Origin of the sequence: Rossellomorea sp. NRS-1567 (assembly GCF_050467885.1) — a bacterium.
GTDB lineage: Bacteria > Bacillota > Bacilli > Bacillales > Bacillaceae_B > Rossellomorea > Rossellomorea aquimaris_C.
The window spans coordinates 114,022-134,634 of sequence record NZ_JBITPL010000016.1; the positions used below are offsets into that span (position 1 = coordinate 114,022).

Sequence of the window (20,613 nt, forward strand, 5' to 3'; positions counted from 1 at the left end):
ATTCCCCTTTAAGCTTTGTTGTAGAACTCTTTAATTTTAGAAACAACATATTCTTGTTGTTCTCTTTTCAATTCCGGGAACATCGGTAAGGAAATGGCTTCTTTAGCCGCCTTTTCCGTTTCAGGTAGATCTCCTTCATTAAAGCCCAACTCTTTAAATACAGGCTGCATGTGCAATGGTTGTGGATAATAAATCATCGTCGCTACACCCTGCTCTTTAAGGTATGCTTGAAGTTCATCACGTTTTGGTACTCTGATTGTATATTGATGGTACACATGGTGATTAAATTCTTCTTCATATGGTGTTACGATCTTATCGCCCAGTTCTTTATGAAGTAATTCATTGTAGTAATAGGCGTTTTCACGACGTTGATTACTCCAATCATCCAAATGCTTGAATTTCACATTTAGTATTGCTGCCTGTAATTCATCCAGGCGACTGTTATAGCCTAATACATGGTGATAGTATTTAGGTTTGCTGCCGTGGACACGAATGACACGCATGCGCTCGCCCACTTCATCATCACTTGTGATAATCATTCCTGCATCCCCGTATGCTCCCAGGTTTTTAGTAGGGAAGAAGCTGTAACAAGCTGTCGTTCCAAGTTCTCCTACTTTTTTCCCTTTATAGAGAGAGCCGATTGATTGGGCTGCATCTTCAATGATTGCAAGGTTATGTTTATCCGCAATTTCCTTTATTTTATCCATATCAGCCATTTGTCCGTACAGGTGAACCGGAATAATCGCTTTTGTCTTTGATGTGATCGCCGCTTCAATCTTCTCAGGATCGATATTGAATGTTTTAGGATCAATATCTACAAATACCGGTGTAGCTCCTGCTCTTGCCACTGCCCCTGCAGTAGCAAAGAAGGTAAAGGATGGGCAAATCACTTCATCTCCAGGTCCGATATTCAGGCCTAAAATGGATATGTTTAAAGCATCCGATCCATTTGCAACACCAATACCGTGTTTAGCACTGCTATATTCTGCAACAGAAGCTTCTAAATCTTTCACATTTTGCCCAAGGATAAAATGGGCTTTAGACATAACGTCTTCCATGGCCACATGGATTTCTTCTTTTAAATTTTGATATTGTTCTGTTAAATCTAACATAGGTACCTTCATTGGGCATTCTCCTTGTTTTCGAAATGATTGTTCTTACAAACGGACAGAAATTGACTCGATAATTTCTCAATATTATGATGCTCGTCCAAGTAACGATATCCATTGGTTCTTATCTTTTCTTTCTCTTCACTTGTTAAGTTTAATAAATACTCCATCCCTTTTGCAAATTCTTCAGGAGATTCTGGAGTGACCGTTATTCCAGCTTGAGCATCGGCTACTATATCGTTAAATACTCTGCCTGAAAAGATGATGGGTTTACCTGATAATAAATAATCATTTAATTTATTTAAACTTATTCCATATTGATATAAGTTTGTATCTAACATTGAGACCATTAAAACATCAGCAAGATTCAATGTAGATAGTACTTCTCTTTTTGGGATGCCATCAAGGAAAAAGACGTTTTTCAAGCCAAGCTCTTCTGCTTTGACTTTCAGGTTCTTTTTCTCCGGTCCCTCTCCAACAAATACAAATGCCGTATCCTCCCTGGATAATCGATTCGCTGCATTGACGATTGTCTCCAGGGAATTTGCTACACCATGTGACCCTAAATACATGGCAATTTTAGGGTATTGTTCTCGTATGGTTTGCAAAGTAGGCTCGAGAGAAGCTTTATTTTCTAATTCATGAATTTTATCCATTTCGATCCCATTTGGGATGTAAACAATTTTATCTTCAGGGATTCCAAGGGTCGTAATATATTTGTAAGCCCCGGGCAGTGTGACGATAATTTTCTTTGATTTCTTATACACGAACTTTTCAATCCATCCGAATAATAAAGCTAATGGATGATTCTTCGATATGGCCCCGAAATCAATTAGTGTTTTCGGCCACAAATCACGGATTTCAACAATAAAGGTAGCACCTTTAACCTTACTTAATACATATGCCGCTAAACAGGCAAAGAGATGAACAGAGGATCCCACGATGACATCCGGCTTATCCTTTTTCTTTAAACCTCTTGCAACTGCTGTAAGCATATAACTCATCATATTTAGTAATCGCTTAGGTCCATTACCTTTGTAGGGAAGCGTCCAAACCCATTCAAATAATACACCATTTACGTTCTCTGAGTAATTCTTTTTCTTATTATCACGCCATTTAAAGAGGTATACTATAAAACTGCTCGCAAAAATCGTTACCTCGTGGCCTTTGTCCACCATGTGTTTTGATAAGTCATAATGACGTGTTATCCCTGTTTCATTTGGTTTTAATGCTACGGCATTCAGCATCCATATTTTCAAAAAATTTCACCCTTCAAAGCCATTATAAGTTGTTATATAGCTCAACTAAACGAATACTTTCTTGTTCCCAATTGTATTTATTCATGATCGCTTTCCGACCATTTTCACCCATTTCCCTGGCTTCCTCAGGATGATCAACCAGGTATTTTACTGCATCGGCAATGGCGGATGGATCTAGTGGATCGACACATATTCCACATTCTGCTTCCTCTACAATCCCTCTCCACAACGGAAAATCACTTGCAATGACCGGGATACCTGCTGACATATATTCAAACAGTTTGATGGGATATGAAACAACATATCTGGGCTCCGGATGTAGAATCACCAAACCTGTATAAGAAGTATTAAGTAATGTTGAAACCTCTTGTCTATTTAAATACCCCTCAAAGTTTACGTACCTCCACCCTTCCAGCTTTTCCATTTCATTCTGTAACGATGGTGGCGCAAACGCTCCGGCTATATGTAGAGTAATGGGGTTGTTGGAACCTTTATTCAGTTCATCCATGGAAAGGACCATCTCTTCAATGCCGCGGAGTCTTGTTATTCCCCCAATATAGACAATTTTATTGCTATTCAGGTCCTTTTTGGAATCAGCGGAATTATCTCCTATTAATTCGTTCATAATCGGGAAATTATGAATGATAACAGAGTTTTGCTGATATGTAACAAATCTTTCATTGATGGTCGGAGTAGCTGTTACTACTGCATCGAATCTTTTTGAAGCATAACGTTCCAGTCCCTCGACTACCCTGGAAACGATCTTCCTTAATGGCTTGGGTATCCATTGCTTGGACAAAACTTGTTGAGGAACATCTTCATGGACATCATAGATTACCTTTTTCCCTTTTGATTTCAGGAGCAGTCCAATTGGTAACAGCTCCGGATCATGGAAGTGGTAGACGTCGGCGTCCAGCTCTAAGGCTTTTTTATATACACTGCGAGGACCATTGATCATTCTCAGGTACCGGTTGGTCGACTCGACAGGAGCACCGACAATGTTCACACCATTCTTTCTATATGAGTCGCTATTGCCCACAATCAAGCTGACATCAAAACCAGCTTCACTTAGGTACGAGCATTCTTTTACAAAAATTCTAATATCTTCAGTTGGATGAACAGAAGTTAAATGACAAACTTTCAAGTGTATCACTCTTTCATAATACTGGTAAAAAGAGTCCTAAATAAGATGGACTCTTTTTACTGTAATTTTATAGGCGATAATAGTTTTTGATTTCGTCACGGTAGTTTTTCATTGCATTACGTGTATCGAATATGACAGGAGCCTTTTCAGCAATCATCTTGTAATCAAAACTGCTGTGATCAGTTGTAATAAGGACAAGATCTGCATTTTCAAGTGCTTCTTCAGTTAAGTTGACTGGCTCAACGATCTGGTTGTTAAGTCTGAATTGCTTAACATGAGGATCTACCACTGTGAAATCAGCACCTTCATTACTCATTTCACTTAGAATATCCAGAGCAGGAGATTCACGGACGTCATCGATGTCTTTCTTATAAGCGACACCTAATACAAGTACTTTTGCTCCGTTTAAGGACTTTTGATTTTTATTTAAGATTTGCATAGTGCGGCTCACAACATACTCAGGCATGGCATTGTTAATTTCACCGGCCAGTTCAATCAGCTTTGTATGGTATTTATATTCTCTGGCCTTCCATGTTAAGTAGAATGGGTCAATCGGAATACAGTGACCGCCTAATCCTGGACCAGGGTAGAAAGGCATGAAGCCATAAGGTTTTGTCGCAGCAGCATCAATCACTTCCCACACATCGATACCCATACGATTGCATAGCACTGCCATTTCGTTTGCAAGAGCTATATTAATGTGACGGAAAGTATTTTCTAAAATCTTTTCCATTTCTGCGACTGCCGGCGAGGAAACTTCATGTACATCCCCTTCAAGAACATTCTTATATAGTTCTGCAGCTACTTTTGTACAGTTAGGAGTAATACCTCCAACTACTTTAGGTGTATTCTTCGTATTGAAATCTTTGTTACCCGGATCTACACGTTCAGGTGAATAAGCCAGGAAGAAATCTTCCCCTGTTTTCATTCCTGTTTCTTCTAAAATCGGTTTAAGGATTTCTTCTGTTGTTCCTGGATATGTTGTACTCTCAAGAACAATCAGCATGCCCGCCTGCATAAATCTCGCAATTTCTTTACCTGAGCTTTCAACATAAGATGTATCCGGCTGTTGATACATGTCAAGTGGTGTCGGAACACAAATTGCCACAGCGTCTACTTCTTTAATTAATGAATAGTCAGTAGTAGCCAATAATTTCTTATCACGAATAATTTCAGCCAGCTCTTCATCAACTACATCTCCAATGTAATTGATACCATCATTCACCATGTCCACACGTTTTTGTTGAACATCGAATCCAATTACTTTGTAGCCTGCTTTCGCTTTTTCTACAGCAAGAGGTAATCCTACATAGCCTAATCCGACTACTCCGATCGTCGCTTCTTTATTTGCAATTTTATTAAATAGGGTCTGAGCTTGTGTTGATAATGTTGTATCCATTATTTAATCCCTTCCTTAGCTAAGAATAATTGGTTTATTTTGTTCTGCTGAATCATATAAAGATAAGACCAGTTCCAATGCTTTTCTACCATCTAATCCAGTGACGATAGGTTGGCGATCTTCTTTGACTGCCTGTACCATATCTTCTATGATGCATTGATGTCCCGGCTTACCCCAAGGATCACTTTTGATTTTCTCGATTAATTGTTCTGTCTCTGCTTCATCCATTCCCTCAATCGTAAGGTGTTCTATATGAATGGCATTGGCACCACTTATTTTAACCGTTCCTTTTTCACCGAAAATACTTATGGATTCTTCATAGTTCTTTGGATAAATCGTAGTGGCTGCTTCAATCACACCTAATGAACCATTTTCAAAACGGGCAAGTCCCGTAGAAACATCTTCTGCCTCGATATCTCTAAGTCTGGTTGCCGCCATGCTATATACTTCTTTGATGTCTCCCATCAACCAGATAAGGAGATCCAGATTATGAACAGCCTGATTCATTAAAACGCCGCCATCTAAAGCCTTTGTGCCTCTCCATGGTGCCTGGTCATAATATTCCTGATTACGATTCCAGCGTACAGTCGCATTGGAATGACTGATTTTTCCGAATACACCACTATTAACAAGCTCTTTTAAAGCTACAAATGCCGGACGGAATCGATTTGGGTGAACTACTGCCAGCTTTACGTTATTTTCTTCACAAGCCTGGATGATTTTGTCTGTATCTTCTAAAGTTAATGCAATAGGCTTTTCCACAACGACATGTTTCTTTGCATTCGCAATTTGTACAGCTATATCAGCGTGAAAACCACTAGGAGTACAAATATTCACTACATCTATATCGGTTTTCAACATTTCATCAAGACTTGTATATCCCTCAACATTATATTCACTCGCAAACGCGTTTACCCGTTCAGGCTGAGTATCACAAACCGCTTCAAGAAACGCTCCATTCGCTTCCTGAATGGCAGTAATATGTTTTTTTGCAATATGTCCACAACCAACAATTCCAAACTTAATCATCGAACTGACCACCTTCTCGTTATACTCTTTCTTGTTCGCACTCTCTATCATACACAAAATGATAGTGATTTGGGTTATAAATATTTTTCAATTTCGTTACATGAATGACTTAGCTAATTTCTTAACCGTACCACTAAGTAATAAAACATCTGACTTCTTGAGAACCAATAACTCAAGAGGTTTCACTTTCGTTTCTCGAGAATATATTATCACTTTTATCATGAAACTTAAAATATAAGTAATAGATGAAGCAATCGCCGCTCCCTTAATTCCGATGGAAGGAATAAGAATAAGATTTAAAATCACATTCAAGACCACATTAAATATCGATACATACATATTTAATTCCGGTTTCCCTCTTCCCGCCAGGTCGTTTGATAATAGTTTCTCTACTGCAAGAACGACTATACCTGGAATTAGCAGTTGTAACATAAGAGAACTACTCTCATATTCATTATTTAAAATCACATCAAAGATAAAATCAGATAAAACGAATACGGCGCACCCTAATAAAATCATAAAAAGTGTCATAATCCTTGTCACGAGTGCCGTTATCCTGTTTCGATCCAATGTTTCTTTTGAAGATGAAATTCTCGGAAGCAGGACACTCGAAATAGACTGCGAAAAAATGGAAAGTCTTTCTCCAATATTTACCGCAGCGGAATATATCCCGACCGACCCTTTTCCTAAGAAAAATCCTAGAAAGAAGATATCTAAACGGTAGTTTAAAAAAGTCATGACATTACTAATGTGAGCCTTAATACCGTATGAAACAGATTCCTTCAAGTATGTTTTTGAAAAACTGCGAAAGCTGAGCTTTAATTTTTCGACTGTCAATAAAATGATTAAACAATATGTCACACTGCAAAAGTATCCGATTCCAAAAGAGAAAACAGCTGCTTCAAGCCCTAAATCCAATAAGAGTACAAGTACAAGAACCGAAACAACCGTTCCCAATTGTTGAATTAACAGTGCGGTGTTAAATGTCCTGAATTTTTGTTGACCTTGGAAAATGGTCTGTAAAAAAATCATCCCCAGCATAAAAGGCAGTGCAAATAAACTTGCAAATAAAATAGATAGATTTAATTCATCGAATTTCGATTCTTTAAACATGAACATGACAATCGTTCCGATGACGATTCCTAGCACAGATAATAGGATAGCCATCAGAACATTCGTATTGAATATTTCCTTAAGTGAGTATTTTTCCCTACTGACGAAATAGATGGTTGAAGAATTCAAACCTAAGTTAAGGAATGTCATGATCATTAATGGGACGTACGTGATTAAGGTATATTCACCAAAACCTTCTTTACCTAACGTCCTGCCCAGGACAGATATGAGAGTGATCCCTATGACAATGCTTGCCAATTGTCTGGTTAGTGTGATTAAACTGTTTGAGAAAAAAGAGCTTTTAGTTTCCATGATGTTTTAAATCTCCTAATGATAACAATTTCTCTGCAAACTCGGAATAATTTTTTTCACAAGAATACTGTTCTCTCCATGTTCGGTAAGCTTGGTCTCTTTTTTGTGAGATGAGTTCTGGTTCAGCAAAGGTTTCATTCAATATATTTGAAATTTCACCCGGTTCGAAATCCTTATCCAGCAACCATCCATTTGAACCATTCACTAATTCTGATGTCCCCCCCACATCTGTGGCGACGACAGGAATCCTTGCACTGAAAGCTTCCATGATAGTGACAGGGATCCCTTCGCTTTCACTCACGTTTATGAATAAATCAAACCGTTGACTTCTTAAAGTTTCAATAACCTCTTCATTATCAAGACTACCGAGTAACTCCCCTTTACTCGTCTCAGGGAACTGATTTATGATATTCTGGACTTTCTCTCTTTCAGGTCCATCCCCTATATGGATCCAGTGAACCGGGACTTGTGCTTTTTTAATTGCTTCTGCTATAAGGTGGACTCTTTTTACATTCTTCATGTAAGAAACCGATACTATTTTTAAGGGGTCTTTTGAAGGGATATCAGGTTCCCTGTACGAGAGTTCTATTCCCTTTGTACCTAAGCGACTAACCTCTATTTTTTCATCCAGTCCTGGAAAATTATTGAGTAAGTATTGTTTTCCATTCTCAGAAATACTGTGGATTTTATCCAATGATTGAATTACTTGGTACTGAACAGGTAAATAAGGCATAGGATGGCGTTCCCAATACAAATCCCCACCATGAACTCTTGAAACAGCTTTAATAGGTTTATCCTCTTTCAACATAGCCAACGCAGCGGCGGCAGGTGTTAACCAATAAGAATAATACACAACCTTTTCTCTCTCACTGCCTTCAATGCCTTCAACTTTCTTGCGTATTTGATAAGCGTCAACAAGCCACTTATAAAGTTTAAACTTTCCTTTCAAGCCGAATTTTTTTGCATTGTGTACATCTCTTTTGTACCATGATTTCACGGTAGGATTTGTAACACCGGATAGAATGCTTTTTATTTTCCTTAGCTTAGGGTTTTTTTCCTTGCTCTTAATGGTATGGACTTTTACATTATCAGGTAGTTCCCTATTATGCGCCTTGACCCTATTCCAGCACTCCTGATTCGTTGGAACGAGGATTATATTTTGGAATTTCTGTGAGAGAATCAGTAATTCATTATAAATAAATTCTTCTCCAGGTGAATAAGGAAATCTACTTGTGAGAAGAATAAGTGTTTGATCTTGTTTCATTGTTAAATCTCCTTAGAAATATGATAAAAAGCTGCAGGAATGATCCCACAGCTTATAGACGGCCTAAGATTTTCTTATAAAACCTTAAGAAAGGTTTGTGTTTTTCATTTACCAGACCGATAACCTCTGCAATGGTTTGAATGGCAATCAGTAATGTAGCCAGTAATAATACAGATCCCCATAAAGTAGCTTTTGTGAAAATGATAGCACTAATACTAAAACACAATCCAAGTGCATATATAATTAAAACTGTTTCACGGTGTGAAAACCCTAAACTGATTAAACGGTGGTGCAGATGTGATTTATCGGGAGCAGAAATTGGTTTCTTATTCACAACCCTTCGAATAATAGCGAAGGTTGTATCAAATAATGGCACTCCCAGTATCAGGATGGGAACGACAAAACTGAAAAGGGTCACGCTCTTATATAATCCTAATAAAGACAATACAGCAATCATGTAACCAAGAAAAAGAGAACCGGTGTCCCCCATGAAAATCTTGGCCGGGTGGAAATTATAGAATAAAAATCCAATTGCGCTGGCAAGCACAATTAAAGCTAGTGTTAAGATTAACGCTTTTCCATTAATGAATGCCATAAAAGCTATGGTTGCCAAACTAATTGAAGAAATTCCAGCCGCCAAGCCGTCTAAGCCATCAATCAAATTGATTGCGTTAGTGATCCCGATCACCCAAATCAGAGTTACCGGAATAGCTAAAAAGCCAATATCAATCCTGTCGAAAAACGGGATGTATAAAAATTCTATCGTCAGACCAGAATATACCACTACAATAGCAGCAATGATTTGACCTAATAGCTTTACCTTGGCAGATAAAGCAAATTTATCATCCAGTAATCCGATCACTAAGATGATTAATGCTCCTACTGTAATTGAAGCGATAGGTTCTTTATATAAACCGGATGCAAAGTATCCTACGAGAACCCCGATGAAAATTGCCAGGCCACCCATTCGGGGCATTTCCTTCGTATGAACCTTGCGTTGATTCGGTTGGTCAACTACGCCAATGAGTTTTGCAAATTTTATAACCCATGGAGTGACAATAAGGACGGAGACAAAAGATAAAAGTACCGACATTACCAACATGGTGTCCATTATATTTACTCCTTTTATTTCTATATTTAGTCCTCAATCAGTTTAACACAAAAAACATTCTAAGGAATGAAAATTTTTTTACAATTATATTTCATTACACTTATACCCTACTTGGATTATTTTCTAACCTAATCTTGAGATTATTAGTGGTAATATTGACTAGGATTAATCGTTCTTAAAAAACCATATAATAGATTCAGTTCTACTTCAATAGTTCATTTAATGCATTTTCTGTCATAATTTCAATTTTCCGATTATAGGCAGCTGCATTGGTATGTCCATAGGGATCAAGAAACCAATTCCAATAAAATGTTCCAACAGAAAATACCTTGGTACCATAAGGTTTTTCCCACCAAACAACATCAGCAACACTATTCTTTCCATATACGTTTACCGGAGATCGAGCAATCAATTTCACTCCTGGTATTTCCCCATCGTAACGGTCGATTTCACCGCCAATGACACCAGATATTTTATCCCCATCTTTGAGTCCTGTCCCTTGATAAATCCAATGAGATGAATTGGTAATCACCATCGGATAGGGTTTATCAGGAATCCCCCTATACATACTTCCAAACAGCTCATTTTCCGGCCTGTTAACTGGTGGGTTTCTGAATTGAGTGGTTACTTTGCTTGGTAGTATCTTTTGGTATGGATCCTGACTAGCTTTTGCTTTATAGCTGACAATGGTAGAGGCATCCTCTTCAAATCGAACTTGCCAATACCCAACATTAGCATTGAAGTTTGCAAGATTCATATTACTTTTGCTTAATTGTTCTATACTGTCCCTGGTTTCTTTCGTCCAGTATTCATCGTGCCCCGGAATGATAAGAAGTTTGGGGTTGTCCATTTCTAGTTTACCTCTGGCTATATCAACATTTGAATAGTAATTTAATTTATATCCTTTCTTTTCAAGCCACCTGACTAGGTTGTATTCATAATGAAAGAATTGACCCGCTCCATTCCCCTCTTGATACGGGCGATGATATGATAATTTAATGGAAGGTTCTTTATTTGAACTGTTGTATCCGTAAAAACTTTTCCCGCCCCAATTGTTATAGGCCTGGTATGTGTTTGTTGCGATTACAATTCCGATTTCATTCTTCACATTCGAATTCACTACAATAGGGATATAGGAAGCATTTAATCTACTATCTACAAGCTTGATTAAGTACATCCCACTTTCCCAATCTTCAGGAATGGGAAAGTTAACACTCTTTACCCAATTAGCGCCTAAGTTCTCAGGATTACGATTGTTATTAGACTGTTTATAAGGAGATATATAGCCTAGGGTTTCCTTCAGCTTTGCACCTTCCCCACTATAGTAGCCCATTCTATAGATTTCTGCACCGTATCCATATTGGCTGGAAATATACAAATTAACATTGTCTCCGGGTTGATATGATGGCTTATCTGCATACCCCTGTATGGAAGAAGATTTCTTATCAATTTTCCAATTTCCCAACTTATAAATTACATCCTCGTTTACAGACCCAGTACCACCAAATATGGTGATTTTCTCAGGCTGCCGGCTGATCAAATACGCATGTATAAGATCAGGTGTATACGTTGGTCTTGTAAGTAAAACAGGACCATTTGCTTTTGCAGCTATCGTTGATCCAGTTAATGCATCCGCAAAAGTAAGTCCTGTTGCCAGAAAGGATTGTCTTGTTTCAGGGAAAAATTCCTTAGCGATATTAGCAGATACCTCATACCGGTCTTTTCCTCCGATCCTTTTTTTAACAGGCAATAATCGTTCTACTTCTTCACTTACACTTGCTGTACCACCTACGATTGTGACTTTGGTTATTTCCCTATCCCTTATCACTCTTAATGTAGAAGAAGGGATACTGTTCGACCTTGTTAATAAAATTGGAATATTATTCATAGAAGCGTATGGAGCAATTGATAATGCATCCGCAAAAACCAGACCATTGGCCAGGATCACGTGAGAGGAAGGAGAAAGTTCCCTGGCGATATTTTCCGAAACCTCAAATCGATCTTCGCCAGGAATCCGCGAAACAGAATGCAGCATAGGGATGTTAGACTGATTGATTTGTGTGGTAACACTTGCATTAATACTTCCTTCCCCTCCGATTAATATTATTTCCTGAGGGTTTAACCGCTTTAATTCCTCTAGCGTCTCACTTGTTAAACGATCATTTCTTGTGAGTAAAATCGGAGCATCTTTATGGTAAGCATATGGAGAAGCAGAAAGTGCATCTGCATACGCTAAGTGATTGGCCAGGATAACTGTGTCAGCACCATTTTTCCAGTGCTTTTTCGAAATATTCACCGCTACTTCAAACCGGTCTCGACCGTCAATTCTTTCATTTATTGTTTCAGCTTCAACCACTCCAACTAAAAAGCCCAGCCACACAGCGATACCAAAAAAGAATACAGTGAATTTTTTCATTAATGTCTATCCCCTTATAATTTATACAAAAGGCACCTGGAATAAGCATATTCCAGGTGCCTTCCCTATATCATTCCTTACCTTCATTATCTAAAAAAAGTAAGTACTCCATTTGTGATTCCATTGGCAGCTTGTTCTCTATAATAATCACTTCTCAACTTCGCTGCATCTTCTTCATTTGTTAAAAACGCCAGCTCAACTAGAACACTCGGCATAGTGGATTCTCTAATTACCTTAAAGCCAACATTTTTAACTCCTCTATCCCTCGTATCTAACTTATCTACTAGTTCTTTGTTAATATAAGTAGCCAATTCCTTGCTTTCGGCAGCAGAATAAGTATCATCCCAATAGGTTTCGGTCCCACTTACATCTGGATTATCTGGAAAAGCATTGGTGTGGACACTGATAAATGCATCCGCCCCCTGCTTATTTGCAAATTCCGCTCTCTCTGAGAGAGTTGGGTACGTATCAGATTCACGAGTCATGATTGTATATGCACCATTTGCATCAAGCTTGCTTTTCAATCTAGTGGAAACATCCAGATTTACTTCTTTTTCAATAACAGCATTATCCGAGGCACCTGGATCATGATCTCCATGCCCTGGGTCAACTACGATTAACTTTCCAGCTAATGGTCCGGCTACTGCCTTGACAACATTATTGGAGACAGACGCTGTACCTCCTAATACAACAAAGTCAGTCATTCCCTTTTGACCTGTAATTTCCTTTGTCGCATCAGGCAATGAAGAGTTTCTTGTTAGTAGAATCGGCGCATTTTTCTTTGCTGCTAAAACTGAACCAGTTAAAGCATCTGCAAAGGTTTGTCCCGTAGCTAGGAATCCAGTTGATGTCGGTAAGTTTAATTGCTTAATGATATTGGCAGCAACTTCAAAACGATCCCCCCCGCCAATTCTAATGGGGCCATAGCGTAGTAAATCTGCATAGACACCATTGCTTACACTCGCTGTTCCACCCATTACAATTATTTGACTCGGGTGTCTCGTTTGTAAACTTGAAATGGTTGGGGCCGGTAGTTCATTATCACGAGTCAAAAGTATCGGCATGCCGTTTCTGGAAGCATAAGGTGCAATAGCCAGTGCATCCGGAAAGGTCAACCCATTTGCCACGACTGCTTTAGAAGAGCTTGGCATTCTCTTGGCTATTGCAGCCGATACTTCAAATCGGTCATTCCCGCTTATACGCTCAACCATTGAAATTCCCAGACTTCTCACTTCATTTACGACGTTATTAGAGACACTTGCTGTTCCACCTATAATAACGACCTTTGATGGAGAAAGTTCCCGAAGTTTATTCTTTGTTGTATCTCCTAAACTTGCAGGACGCGTCAATAAGATCGGCGCGTTCATTTTATAAGCTAAAGGTGTTGCCGCCAAAGCATCTGCGAATGCGTTGTAGTTAGATAGAAAAACTACATTGGCTCCATTTGGCCAACCATCTTCCGCAACATTTGCAGCAACCTCGAACCGATCTTCACCTGACAACCTCTCATATTCACCCGACGCACCGGCCACTTGTGCCAATCCAAAGAAGACGAAAACAACAACCAGTGAAATTAAAACTTTTTTCATTATTTCCTCCTATTTGTACAATATTCTAGTTTGTTATTTTCCTAATGTGGTATTAGGATAGTAGAAATCTAAAATTTCTTTATATGTTTGCCCGTCATTCGCTCTGTTATTGGCACCTTGCTGACTCATTCCGACTCCGTGGCCAAACCCCTTACCGTTTATCGTGAAGCTATCACTATTGTTCTCTACAGATGGAGTGTAAGTGCTTCTATAGTAAAGCGTTCCGAACAGATATCTTAAGTCTGTTGCAGATTTTTCGATTGTTTCCTCGAATTCTTTCAGCTTGCCTTCAGAATCCATGGAATAATTTTTCGTCCCTTTTTCTTTCAGGTAAAACTTAACTCTCAGGGATCCTTCCAGACTTCTTTTAGCAGCATTTTTTTCAGGATCGAGGACAAAGCTTGATATGGACTTGATTTTTATTTCTTTGTTTAGGAAGCTTTTCGACAGGTGATTTTTCACGTTATCAATTAGCGGTGATGTTTTCTGGTTGCCGTCTAAGTAGACTGTTTTATCTTCATTTACAGCGTCCCACCACCAGCCTGGGTTTTTCAATGCCGCTTCCAGAGTGACATTGCTGTATGGCGTTTCTTCATTTGAGGTATTCGTGATTGTTTCGTCACTGATTACCGTTTTTGGTACTTTAAGTTCCCAGGTGTAAGTGTCAAATGAGTCAGGTTTATTTTCCAGATATTTAAGCTTCTCCGAGCCCCATTCATCTGCATTAGTAGCTGTGAAACCACCGTTACTGGATGAAAACCATGCAGTTATTAATTTGCCATTGTGGCGTAATACTTGTCCACTCGTGTCAGTGACAGCTTGAGAGGTTTTAATATTCCAGTCAAAACCACCATAAACTTGATAACTTTGATCATCCAGGATTGTTTTCCCTATTTCATTATATGCATAAGTACGGGCAGCAACCGCTTGAGCTTTTAATGCTTCCATATGATAATAGGCAGGTGACTCTTTGGGCACAACACTCTTTAGATAGTCTTCAAAAGGAATGTTCAGGTTAGTAGGTCTAACATATGCATTAGATTCTGAGCTGAATTGCATTCTGCCTAAATATTCTCTCTCTGAATCCCCAATGATTGTTAATATATTAGATTTAGAATAAACTTCAGGCTTTAATATAAAACTGGACGTTCCAAAATCCGCAATCTTAGAAGATCCTTCATAGATAGCTAATCTTCCAGATTCATTTTTCACTACATAATCGGTACCTTCTTTAAGCTTAAACTCGTTAGGAAGCTGCTCAACCACACTCTCTTTAACCGATGCAGGACCTCCTAAAATGTTGAATACATTAAAGTTTTCTTCATTAATAGTAGATTGAATGCTATCAGGCAGCTTATCTGCTCTTGTTAATAACAGCGGGGCTCCGTTTTTAGCTGCTAATACAGAACCCGTCAACGCATCTGCAAATGTCAATCCATTTGATATGTATGCCATACTTGAATCAATGTTAAGTTCTTTAATGATATTAGAAGAGACTTCGTATCGATCATTACCAGCGATCCTATCAGTCGCCTTGGCTTGATTGTAAACGGAATTGCTGACACTTCCCGTTCCTCCGACTACCAGTACATCAGACTTGCCTTGGACTGCTTCAAGAGAGGCACTTGGAAGATCATCTTTCTTGGATAAAATAATTGGAATACCATTTTTCGCTGCATATGGAGCGATGGCAAGAGCGTCTGAGAAGATTAATCCATTTGTCACAACTGCTTTATCTGAAGTACCGAGGTTCTGTGCTATTTTCTTCGCCACTTCAAAACGGTCTTTTCCGTCAATACGTGAGACGTCACCAGTAATCGATTTTAATTTAGTTTCTACAGTTTGATTTACACTTCCTGTTCCACCCACTATGACAATCTTACTCGGATTCAACGCTTTAATTTTATTTAGTGTTGAGTCTGGAATACTGTCTTTTCTTGTTAATAGAATAGGAGCATCATACTTATATGCAAGGGGGGAGGCTGACAATGCGTCTGCAAAGGCCATTGAATTCACTACGAATATCGTCTCGGCTGAGTTCCATCCGTTACTTGCAACATTCTCTGCAACCTCATAGCGGTCAGTACCGGAAAACCTATTATTATTATTCTCTAATTTATAAACGCCTTCACTATTAATAGTAAGGTTTGTTTTATTTCCAATATAGTTTTTGAGTTTCACAGATATAGAAGCTGCATCAGCTTCAGTTACAGGGGTATAAGCCAAAATCATTCCGGCACTTACAACAGACACTAATGTTTTTTTAATATAACTCAAAAAATAGACCTCCAATTATTTTTTTGTGATATCCACTAATTCAAGCTGATCATTTTCATTTTGCTTGTACTCTATTTGAACTTCTTTGCCCTCCTCCAGTGCTTCGATTTCTTCTAACATTTCTGGAGGAAACTGAATCGACATCACTTCACTTCCACTTTTCACTTCCATTGTATGAGCGTCTGCTAATCCATTGAAAGTTACTGTTTCTGTATTTACATTATTTGTATCGACAGATTCACCATTTCCTGAAGTGTTATTTTTTTCCTCTTTGCCTTCTTGCGTTCCACAACCGCTCAATAAAAGAAAACCAGACAATAACGCAATCCCAAAACTTTTTTTCATTTTTTACCACTCCATTAAATTCTGATTACATACTTATCAATTTAAATACTATATAAGCCTAGAAAAATTGTAAATAGAAAATAGAAATTTATAGAAAAAGAGTCCTTTTGCTCCAAATGTGGGGAAGTCGTACATTTTCTAAATCATTTAATAGCCACACACTAATGTTATGTGGATATAATCTTTCCCACTAAATGAAGTGAGAGATTCAACAATAAAAAAGCCTCAGATATTAAGTTTTCACCTAAATCCGGGGCTTTAATAGTGTTTCTGCTATGCTGTTAATGGTCTTTTTTCTCTTTCTCAATATCAATATATAGGGAAACCTGAGTATTGTAATAAGTTATGTTTAAGGCATCCCTTATATTCTTCCCCAAAAATTTCACCCATTATATTTCTTTTCTTCATTCCAATATTCTAATAACCCTGTCTTCATATTATAGAAAGGTTTATAGCCGATTCCCTCTATTTTAGTGATGTCAGAGTAAGAATATTTAATATCTCCTGCTCTTTCATCTTCTCGTTTAATAGTAAGCTTTAGACCGGTTAGCTCTTCGTAAAGTGCAATCAATTCATTCAAACTTACGGAGTTTCCTGTTCCCGCATTAAATACTTCCCCGACTGCTTGTGGATTTTCGCTCACTAAAATCAGAGCATTCACTATGTCCTTAACATAGACGAAATCCCGGGTTTGTTCTCCATCCCCGTATAAAGTAAATTCAACTCGATTCTCTGTTTCAAGTTTCAAAAATTTCTCAGTTAGAATTGAAACTACACCAGAGTATGGTGATGATGGATTTTGTCTGGCTCCGAAGACATTAAAGAACCTTACTGCAGTTGTAGGCAGATCGTACAATTTATTATACGTCAACACATATTGTTCAGATGCATATTTATCAATCGCATACGGAGATAATGGTCTGATCTCTGAATTCTCAGTTTTAGGTAAAGTTGGTTCATCCCCAAATACAGCAGCGGAAGAGGCAAAAACAAATCTATTTAAGATACCCTGTTTCTTGGCTTCCTCTAATAAGTATAGTGTTGCTTCCAGGTTAGTTCTATGAGTTTCTAAAGGTGTTTCTACTGAAGCTGCAACACTCGCGATAGCTCCCAAATGGAATATCTTCTCGAACTCATACTTTTTAAAAATATCATTGACGAAATCGGAGTCTGAGATATCTCCTTTTATAAATGTTAAATTATCATTATTGGGGATATTTTCTTCCTTCCCCATTGAAAGGTTATCGACTATTACTACTTTTTTATTTAAATTCAATAGTTCTTCTACCAGGTGAGAGCCAATAAATCCTGCCCCACCTGTTACGAGATTATAGCTCATACAAAAACTCCTTTAAACATTAGTAAAGAGATTACGCGTCCAATTTTATCGTATTCTAAAAGGAAAATGAAATTAAGTGTAGCTTCAACATTAGTTTAACGAATGTAATCCTAGATGCCATTGTGGTTTGATTTCACAAGACCTATTTGATACTACTATCTATTTTAAAAAGACCCGTATAAAAAAGGAGTCCAGTTCACTTTGATTTTACACCAATTCAAATTGATATACCAATAATCAAAGATTCTGTTAAAAATTTAATATTTTGTAATAAATACAAGAAAAATGTCTCTATTTTGTTATTATGTGATAAAATGTCAATATTATATACCGATATAACTAACATCTGACAAAAAAGGAGAAATACAAGTGAAAAAAACACTAGTTTCTGTCGCTGCCACCGCTGTCCTGTCGACTGCGTTTGTTGCATCTGCTTCCGCGAACACCCATAAAGTGGAGTCTGGTGATTCTCTATGGTCAATTGCCCGTAAATATGAAACTTCCATTACCGCCCTTAAAGAAATGAACAAATTAAAATCGGACTTAATCTATCCGAATCAATTACTAAAAGTAGATACGGTCACACTTGAGAAACCTGCCACCCCATCTACAAACCAACCACCTAATACTTCAGTATCTACTCAAAAATACATTGTCAAGTCAGGAGATACTCTTAGCGCCATTGCATACAGACATTCTATTACTCTGGCAGAATTACAAAAATGGAATAACATTAATAGCCATTTGATTTATCCTGGACAGTCACTCGTCGTTTCTAAATCTTCATCAAGTGAACAAACAATTGACAGTGGGAGCAAACCTGCGCCTCCTTCTCCATCAAAAGATGTTAGTTCGAATACATATAAGGTACAGTCAGGAGACACACTTTACCATATTAGCCTTAGGCTCAACCTATCTGTTCAAGAAATTAAGAGTTTAAACAGACTATCTAGTGATCTAATTTATGTTGGGCAGACCTTAAAAGTAGGAAATTCTCAACCATCACCGCCAACTGAATCAACACCAAAGGAAGATACCATTACTTCTTTTAACACAGACGTTCTTATTTCTCAAGCTAAAGCACAACTTGGTAAGCCTTATGTTTGGGGTGGATCTACTACATCGGGGTTTGACTGCAGCGGTTTTATATACTACGCCTTTAATAAGAGTGGAGTAAACGTAACGCGTACTTCTAGTGAAGGTTATTATAGTCGCTCTTACTATGTAAACAAGCCTTCCGTTGGAGACCTGGTCTTTTTCGAAAATACATATAAAAAGGGCATTTCCCACCTGGGTATTTATGTAGGGGACAATAAATTCATTCATGCCGGGGATAATGGTGTCGAGATTACCAGTTTAGATAATTCTTACTGGAAATCTAAATTTGATGGATTTAAACGTTTTTATGATTTGTAAAAAGTGATAAAACCACTACCAAGTATTATGTTTCTAACATATTAATAGAAACGTACTACTTGGCAGTGTGAACCGGGGGCGTAATCTTGCACCCCGGTTTTTTAATATAAAAAAGATCTCTCTTCTCTCCAATTCCCCAAATATACCATCTTAGTATTTTGTAGAACAGTTTTCACTTCTCACTACATGAAATATATTCCAATTAATACAAATTGATATTACTATTCTATTGAACAACGGTGGACATTTCAGGGAAAAGGTAAGGCGATCCTGACTATCGGATTTGAGAAATGGTACCAAGGTACGATGCGGATTTAGGATGTGGTCTATTAAAAGTATATAATGCTCTCACCACAGTGGAGTTGTCTACAAGAAATGAAAAAAGGGTAGTCAAAAAGTCAGTAACTACTGACTTTTTGGACAGCCCCTTATTAAATCAGCGTACTTAATTCTTTAATTCTGTTTTCAATAAATTGTATGTGCTTGGTATCCTGTTGAAGGTCAAAAACGACGATAGCCTTCTTCATATACCTGACGGCGTCTTTAGGTTTATTCATCAACTCCATATTATATCCAATTTGATAGTGCAATTCACCTAAAATGAATACACTATCTTTATGAAGGCACCATTTTATAGCATCTTCACAGTATTTATTTGATTCTTCCAGTCTGTTAAGACGTGTTAACACGCGCGCTAGATGATAATATAGTCGAGTTTTTATTGTATAGTCATTCAAGTGGGGAAGAAGCTGAAGATGATCCTTGACTTCCTCAAATACCTCAAGCGCCTTGTCAAGGTCTTCCTTAAAATAAATGGCTCCCAGTGCCAAGAGGATTTCCAATTCTCTCTCCAACAAAATTTTCCCCTTATTGTGGGTCAGGTTGATCGCTTCTTTGAGAGTATCAACTGATTTACTTAGATCTTTCTTAACTTCATATAAATAGATCCCTTTATGCCATAGTAGCAACTGTAGATTTTTGTTATTCTGCAGAAATAATGGATTATCCAATTCAGCTCTTACGATATCCATCATTTCTTCATATTTCACACTTCTTCGTAGTATCTGTAGCTGTTGGAATACTTCCTGAACATAATCCAACCGTGGTGTTGTCCCGATATCAAAAAAGTAGTTAACATCTACACCCAGCTTCTGCGAAATTTGATACAATGTAGAAGCATAGGGAAATACATCACCTTTTTCAATTTTACTGATTTGCGCTTGAGTACATATTCCATGTGCAAGTTCTTCCTGAGAAAGACCACTGGTTTTTCTCAGCTCTTTTATTTTTTTTCCAACTGCATTAAAATCCATAAAACCCACCCCTAAATATGCCTAGAGTTATATTTTTTGAAGAAATTGAATGAAACCGCTATTATTAGTCTTGTAAATTAGGTAATTTGGCACCATAACCCGAATGTACAAATTTTGAATATGTGTTTTAATTATTATAACAAATATATCTTTCATTTTATCGAACATTCACTTGAAC

At 37.8% G+C, this 20,613-nt stretch carries 15 protein-coding genes; 1 reads left to right on the forward strand and 14 read right to left on the reverse strand.

Features of this window, described 5'->3' with window-relative positions; all coding sequences use genetic code 11:
- Positions 1-8: 8 nt before the first annotated feature.
- The 13 genes from ACIFOD_RS12010 to ACIFOD_RS12070 all read right to left on the reverse strand — a co-directional run bounded on the left by ACIFOD_RS12010 (position 9) and on the right by ACIFOD_RS12070 (position 17,706).
- A complete protein-coding gene (locus ACIFOD_RS12010) occupies positions 9-1,124 on the reverse strand; it encodes a DegT/DnrJ/EryC1/StrS family aminotransferase (RefSeq protein WP_430314869.1) in 1,116 nt (371 codons plus the stop codon).
- Entirely contained in the window at positions 1,121-2,368 is a 1,248-nt protein-coding gene (locus ACIFOD_RS12015; RefSeq protein WP_430314870.1) for a glycosyltransferase family 4 protein, read from the reverse strand. The genes ACIFOD_RS12010 and ACIFOD_RS12015 overlap by 4 nt, the downstream gene beginning before the upstream one ends.
- A gap of 22 nt (positions 2,369-2,390) precedes the next feature.
- Complete coding sequence (locus ACIFOD_RS12020; protein ID WP_430314871.1) at positions 2,391-3,521, reverse strand: glycosyltransferase family 4 protein; 1,131 nt, start codon at positions 3,519-3,521, stop codon at positions 2,391-2,393.
- Between the two features lie 58 nt (positions 3,522-3,579).
- Positions 3,580-4,911, reverse strand: coding sequence for a nucleotide sugar dehydrogenase (locus ACIFOD_RS12025; RefSeq protein WP_430314872.1), 1,332 nt, complete (start codon positions 4,909-4,911; stop codon positions 3,580-3,582).
- Positions 4,912-4,926: 15 nt separating this feature from the next.
- The gene (locus ACIFOD_RS12030) at positions 4,927-5,940 is read right to left on the reverse strand and encodes a Gfo/Idh/MocA family protein (protein ID WP_430314873.1); all 1,014 of its coding nucleotides are present in this window, start codon (positions 5,938-5,940) and stop codon (positions 4,927-4,929) included.
- Between the two features lie 96 nt (positions 5,941-6,036).
- Complete coding sequence (locus ACIFOD_RS12035) at positions 6,037-7,365, reverse strand: flippase (RefSeq protein ID WP_430314874.1); 1,329 nt, start codon at positions 7,363-7,365, stop codon at positions 6,037-6,039.
- Entirely contained in the window at positions 7,355-8,629 is a 1,275-nt protein-coding gene (locus ACIFOD_RS12040) for a glycosyltransferase (RefSeq protein WP_430314875.1), read from the reverse strand. Before ACIFOD_RS12040 ends, ACIFOD_RS12035 begins: the two co-directional genes overlap by 11 nt.
- A 52-nt stretch (positions 8,630-8,681) precedes the next feature.
- The gene (locus tag ACIFOD_RS12045; protein ID WP_430314876.1) at positions 8,682-9,740 is read right to left on the reverse strand and encodes a glycosyltransferase family 4 protein; all 1,059 of its coding nucleotides are present in this window, start codon (positions 9,738-9,740) and stop codon (positions 8,682-8,684) included.
- Between the two features lie 202 nt (positions 9,741-9,942).
- Positions 9,943-12,156 (reverse strand): N,N-dimethylformamidase beta subunit family domain-containing protein, encoded by a 2,214-nt coding sequence (locus tag ACIFOD_RS12050; RefSeq protein ID WP_430314877.1) that lies wholly within the window; start codon positions 12,154-12,156, stop codon positions 9,943-9,945.
- An 86-nt stretch (positions 12,157-12,242) separates the two neighbouring features.
- On the reverse strand, positions 12,243-13,688 hold the full coding sequence (locus ACIFOD_RS12055) for a cell wall-binding repeat-containing protein (RefSeq protein WP_430314944.1): 1,446 nt from the start codon (positions 13,686-13,688) through the stop codon (positions 12,243-12,245).
- 90 nt (positions 13,689-13,778) lie between these two features.
- The gene (locus ACIFOD_RS12060; RefSeq protein ID WP_430314878.1) at positions 13,779-16,022 is read right to left on the reverse strand and encodes a SpoIID/LytB domain-containing protein; all 2,244 of its coding nucleotides are present in this window, start codon (positions 16,020-16,022) and stop codon (positions 13,779-13,781) included.
- Between the two features lie 15 nt (positions 16,023-16,037).
- On the reverse strand, positions 16,038-16,367 hold the full coding sequence (locus ACIFOD_RS12065) for a hypothetical protein (protein ID WP_430314879.1): 330 nt from the start codon (positions 16,365-16,367) through the stop codon (positions 16,038-16,040).
- A 382-nt stretch (positions 16,368-16,749) separates the two neighbouring features.
- Positions 16,750-17,706, reverse strand: coding sequence for an NAD-dependent epimerase/dehydratase family protein (locus tag ACIFOD_RS12070; protein WP_430314880.1), 957 nt, complete (start codon positions 17,704-17,706; stop codon positions 16,750-16,752).
- Between the two features lie 369 nt (positions 17,707-18,075).
- Between ACIFOD_RS12070 and ACIFOD_RS12075 the strand changes: the two genes are divergently transcribed.
- Positions 18,076-19,122, forward strand: a complete 1,047-nt coding sequence (locus tag ACIFOD_RS12075; protein WP_430314881.1) for a LysM peptidoglycan-binding domain-containing protein — start codon at positions 18,076-18,078, stop codon at positions 19,120-19,122.
- Positions 19,123-19,553: 431 nt separating this feature from the next.
- On the opposite strand, the gene ACIFOD_RS12080 is transcribed toward ACIFOD_RS12075, so the two are convergent.
- Positions 19,554-20,435: a helix-turn-helix domain-containing protein gene (locus ACIFOD_RS12080; protein WP_430314882.1), complete on the reverse strand. Its 882-nt coding sequence runs from the start codon at positions 20,433-20,435 to the stop codon at positions 19,554-19,556.
- Between the last annotated feature and the right edge of the window lie 178 nt (positions 20,436-20,613).

What these genes read in the sequence shown, in the direction of transcription:
- ACIFOD_RS12010 (WP_430314869.1), bottom strand. Translation starts at nt 1,124, where the DNA reads ATGAAGGTACCTATGTTAGATTTAACAGAACAATATCAAAATTTAAAA.
- ACIFOD_RS12025 (WP_430314872.1), bottom strand. Translation starts at nt 4,911, where the DNA reads ATGGATACAACATTATCAACACAAGCTCAGACCCTATTTAATAAAATT.
- ACIFOD_RS12030 (WP_430314873.1), bottom strand. Translation starts at nt 5,940, where the DNA reads ATGATTAAGTTTGGAATTGTTGGTTGTGGACATATTGCAAAAAAACAT.
- ACIFOD_RS12035 (WP_430314874.1), bottom strand. Translation starts at nt 7,365, where the DNA reads ATGGAAACTAAAAGCTCTTTTTTCTCAAACAGTTTAATCACACTAACC.
- ACIFOD_RS12040 (WP_430314875.1), bottom strand. Translation starts at nt 8,629, where the DNA reads ATGAAACAAGATCAAACACTTATTCTTCTCACAAGTAGATTTCCTTAT.
- ACIFOD_RS12045 (WP_430314876.1), bottom strand. Translation starts at nt 9,740, where the DNA reads ATGGACACCATGTTGGTAATGTCGGTACTTTTATCTTTTGTCTCCGTC.
- ACIFOD_RS12050 (WP_430314877.1), bottom strand. Translation starts at nt 12,156, where the DNA reads ATGAAAAAATTCACTGTATTCTTTTTTGGTATCGCTGTGTGGCTGGGC.
- ACIFOD_RS12065 (WP_430314879.1), bottom strand. Translation starts at nt 16,367, where the DNA reads ATGAAAAAAAGTTTTGGGATTGCGTTATTGTCTGGTTTTCTTTTATTG.
- ACIFOD_RS12070 (WP_430314880.1), bottom strand. Translation starts at nt 17,706, where the DNA reads ATGAGCTATAATCTCGTAACAGGTGGGGCAGGATTTATTGGCTCTCAC.
- ACIFOD_RS12080 (WP_430314882.1), bottom strand. Translation starts at nt 20,435, where the DNA reads ATGGATTTTAATGCAGTTGGAAAAAAAATAAAAGAGCTGAGAAAAACC.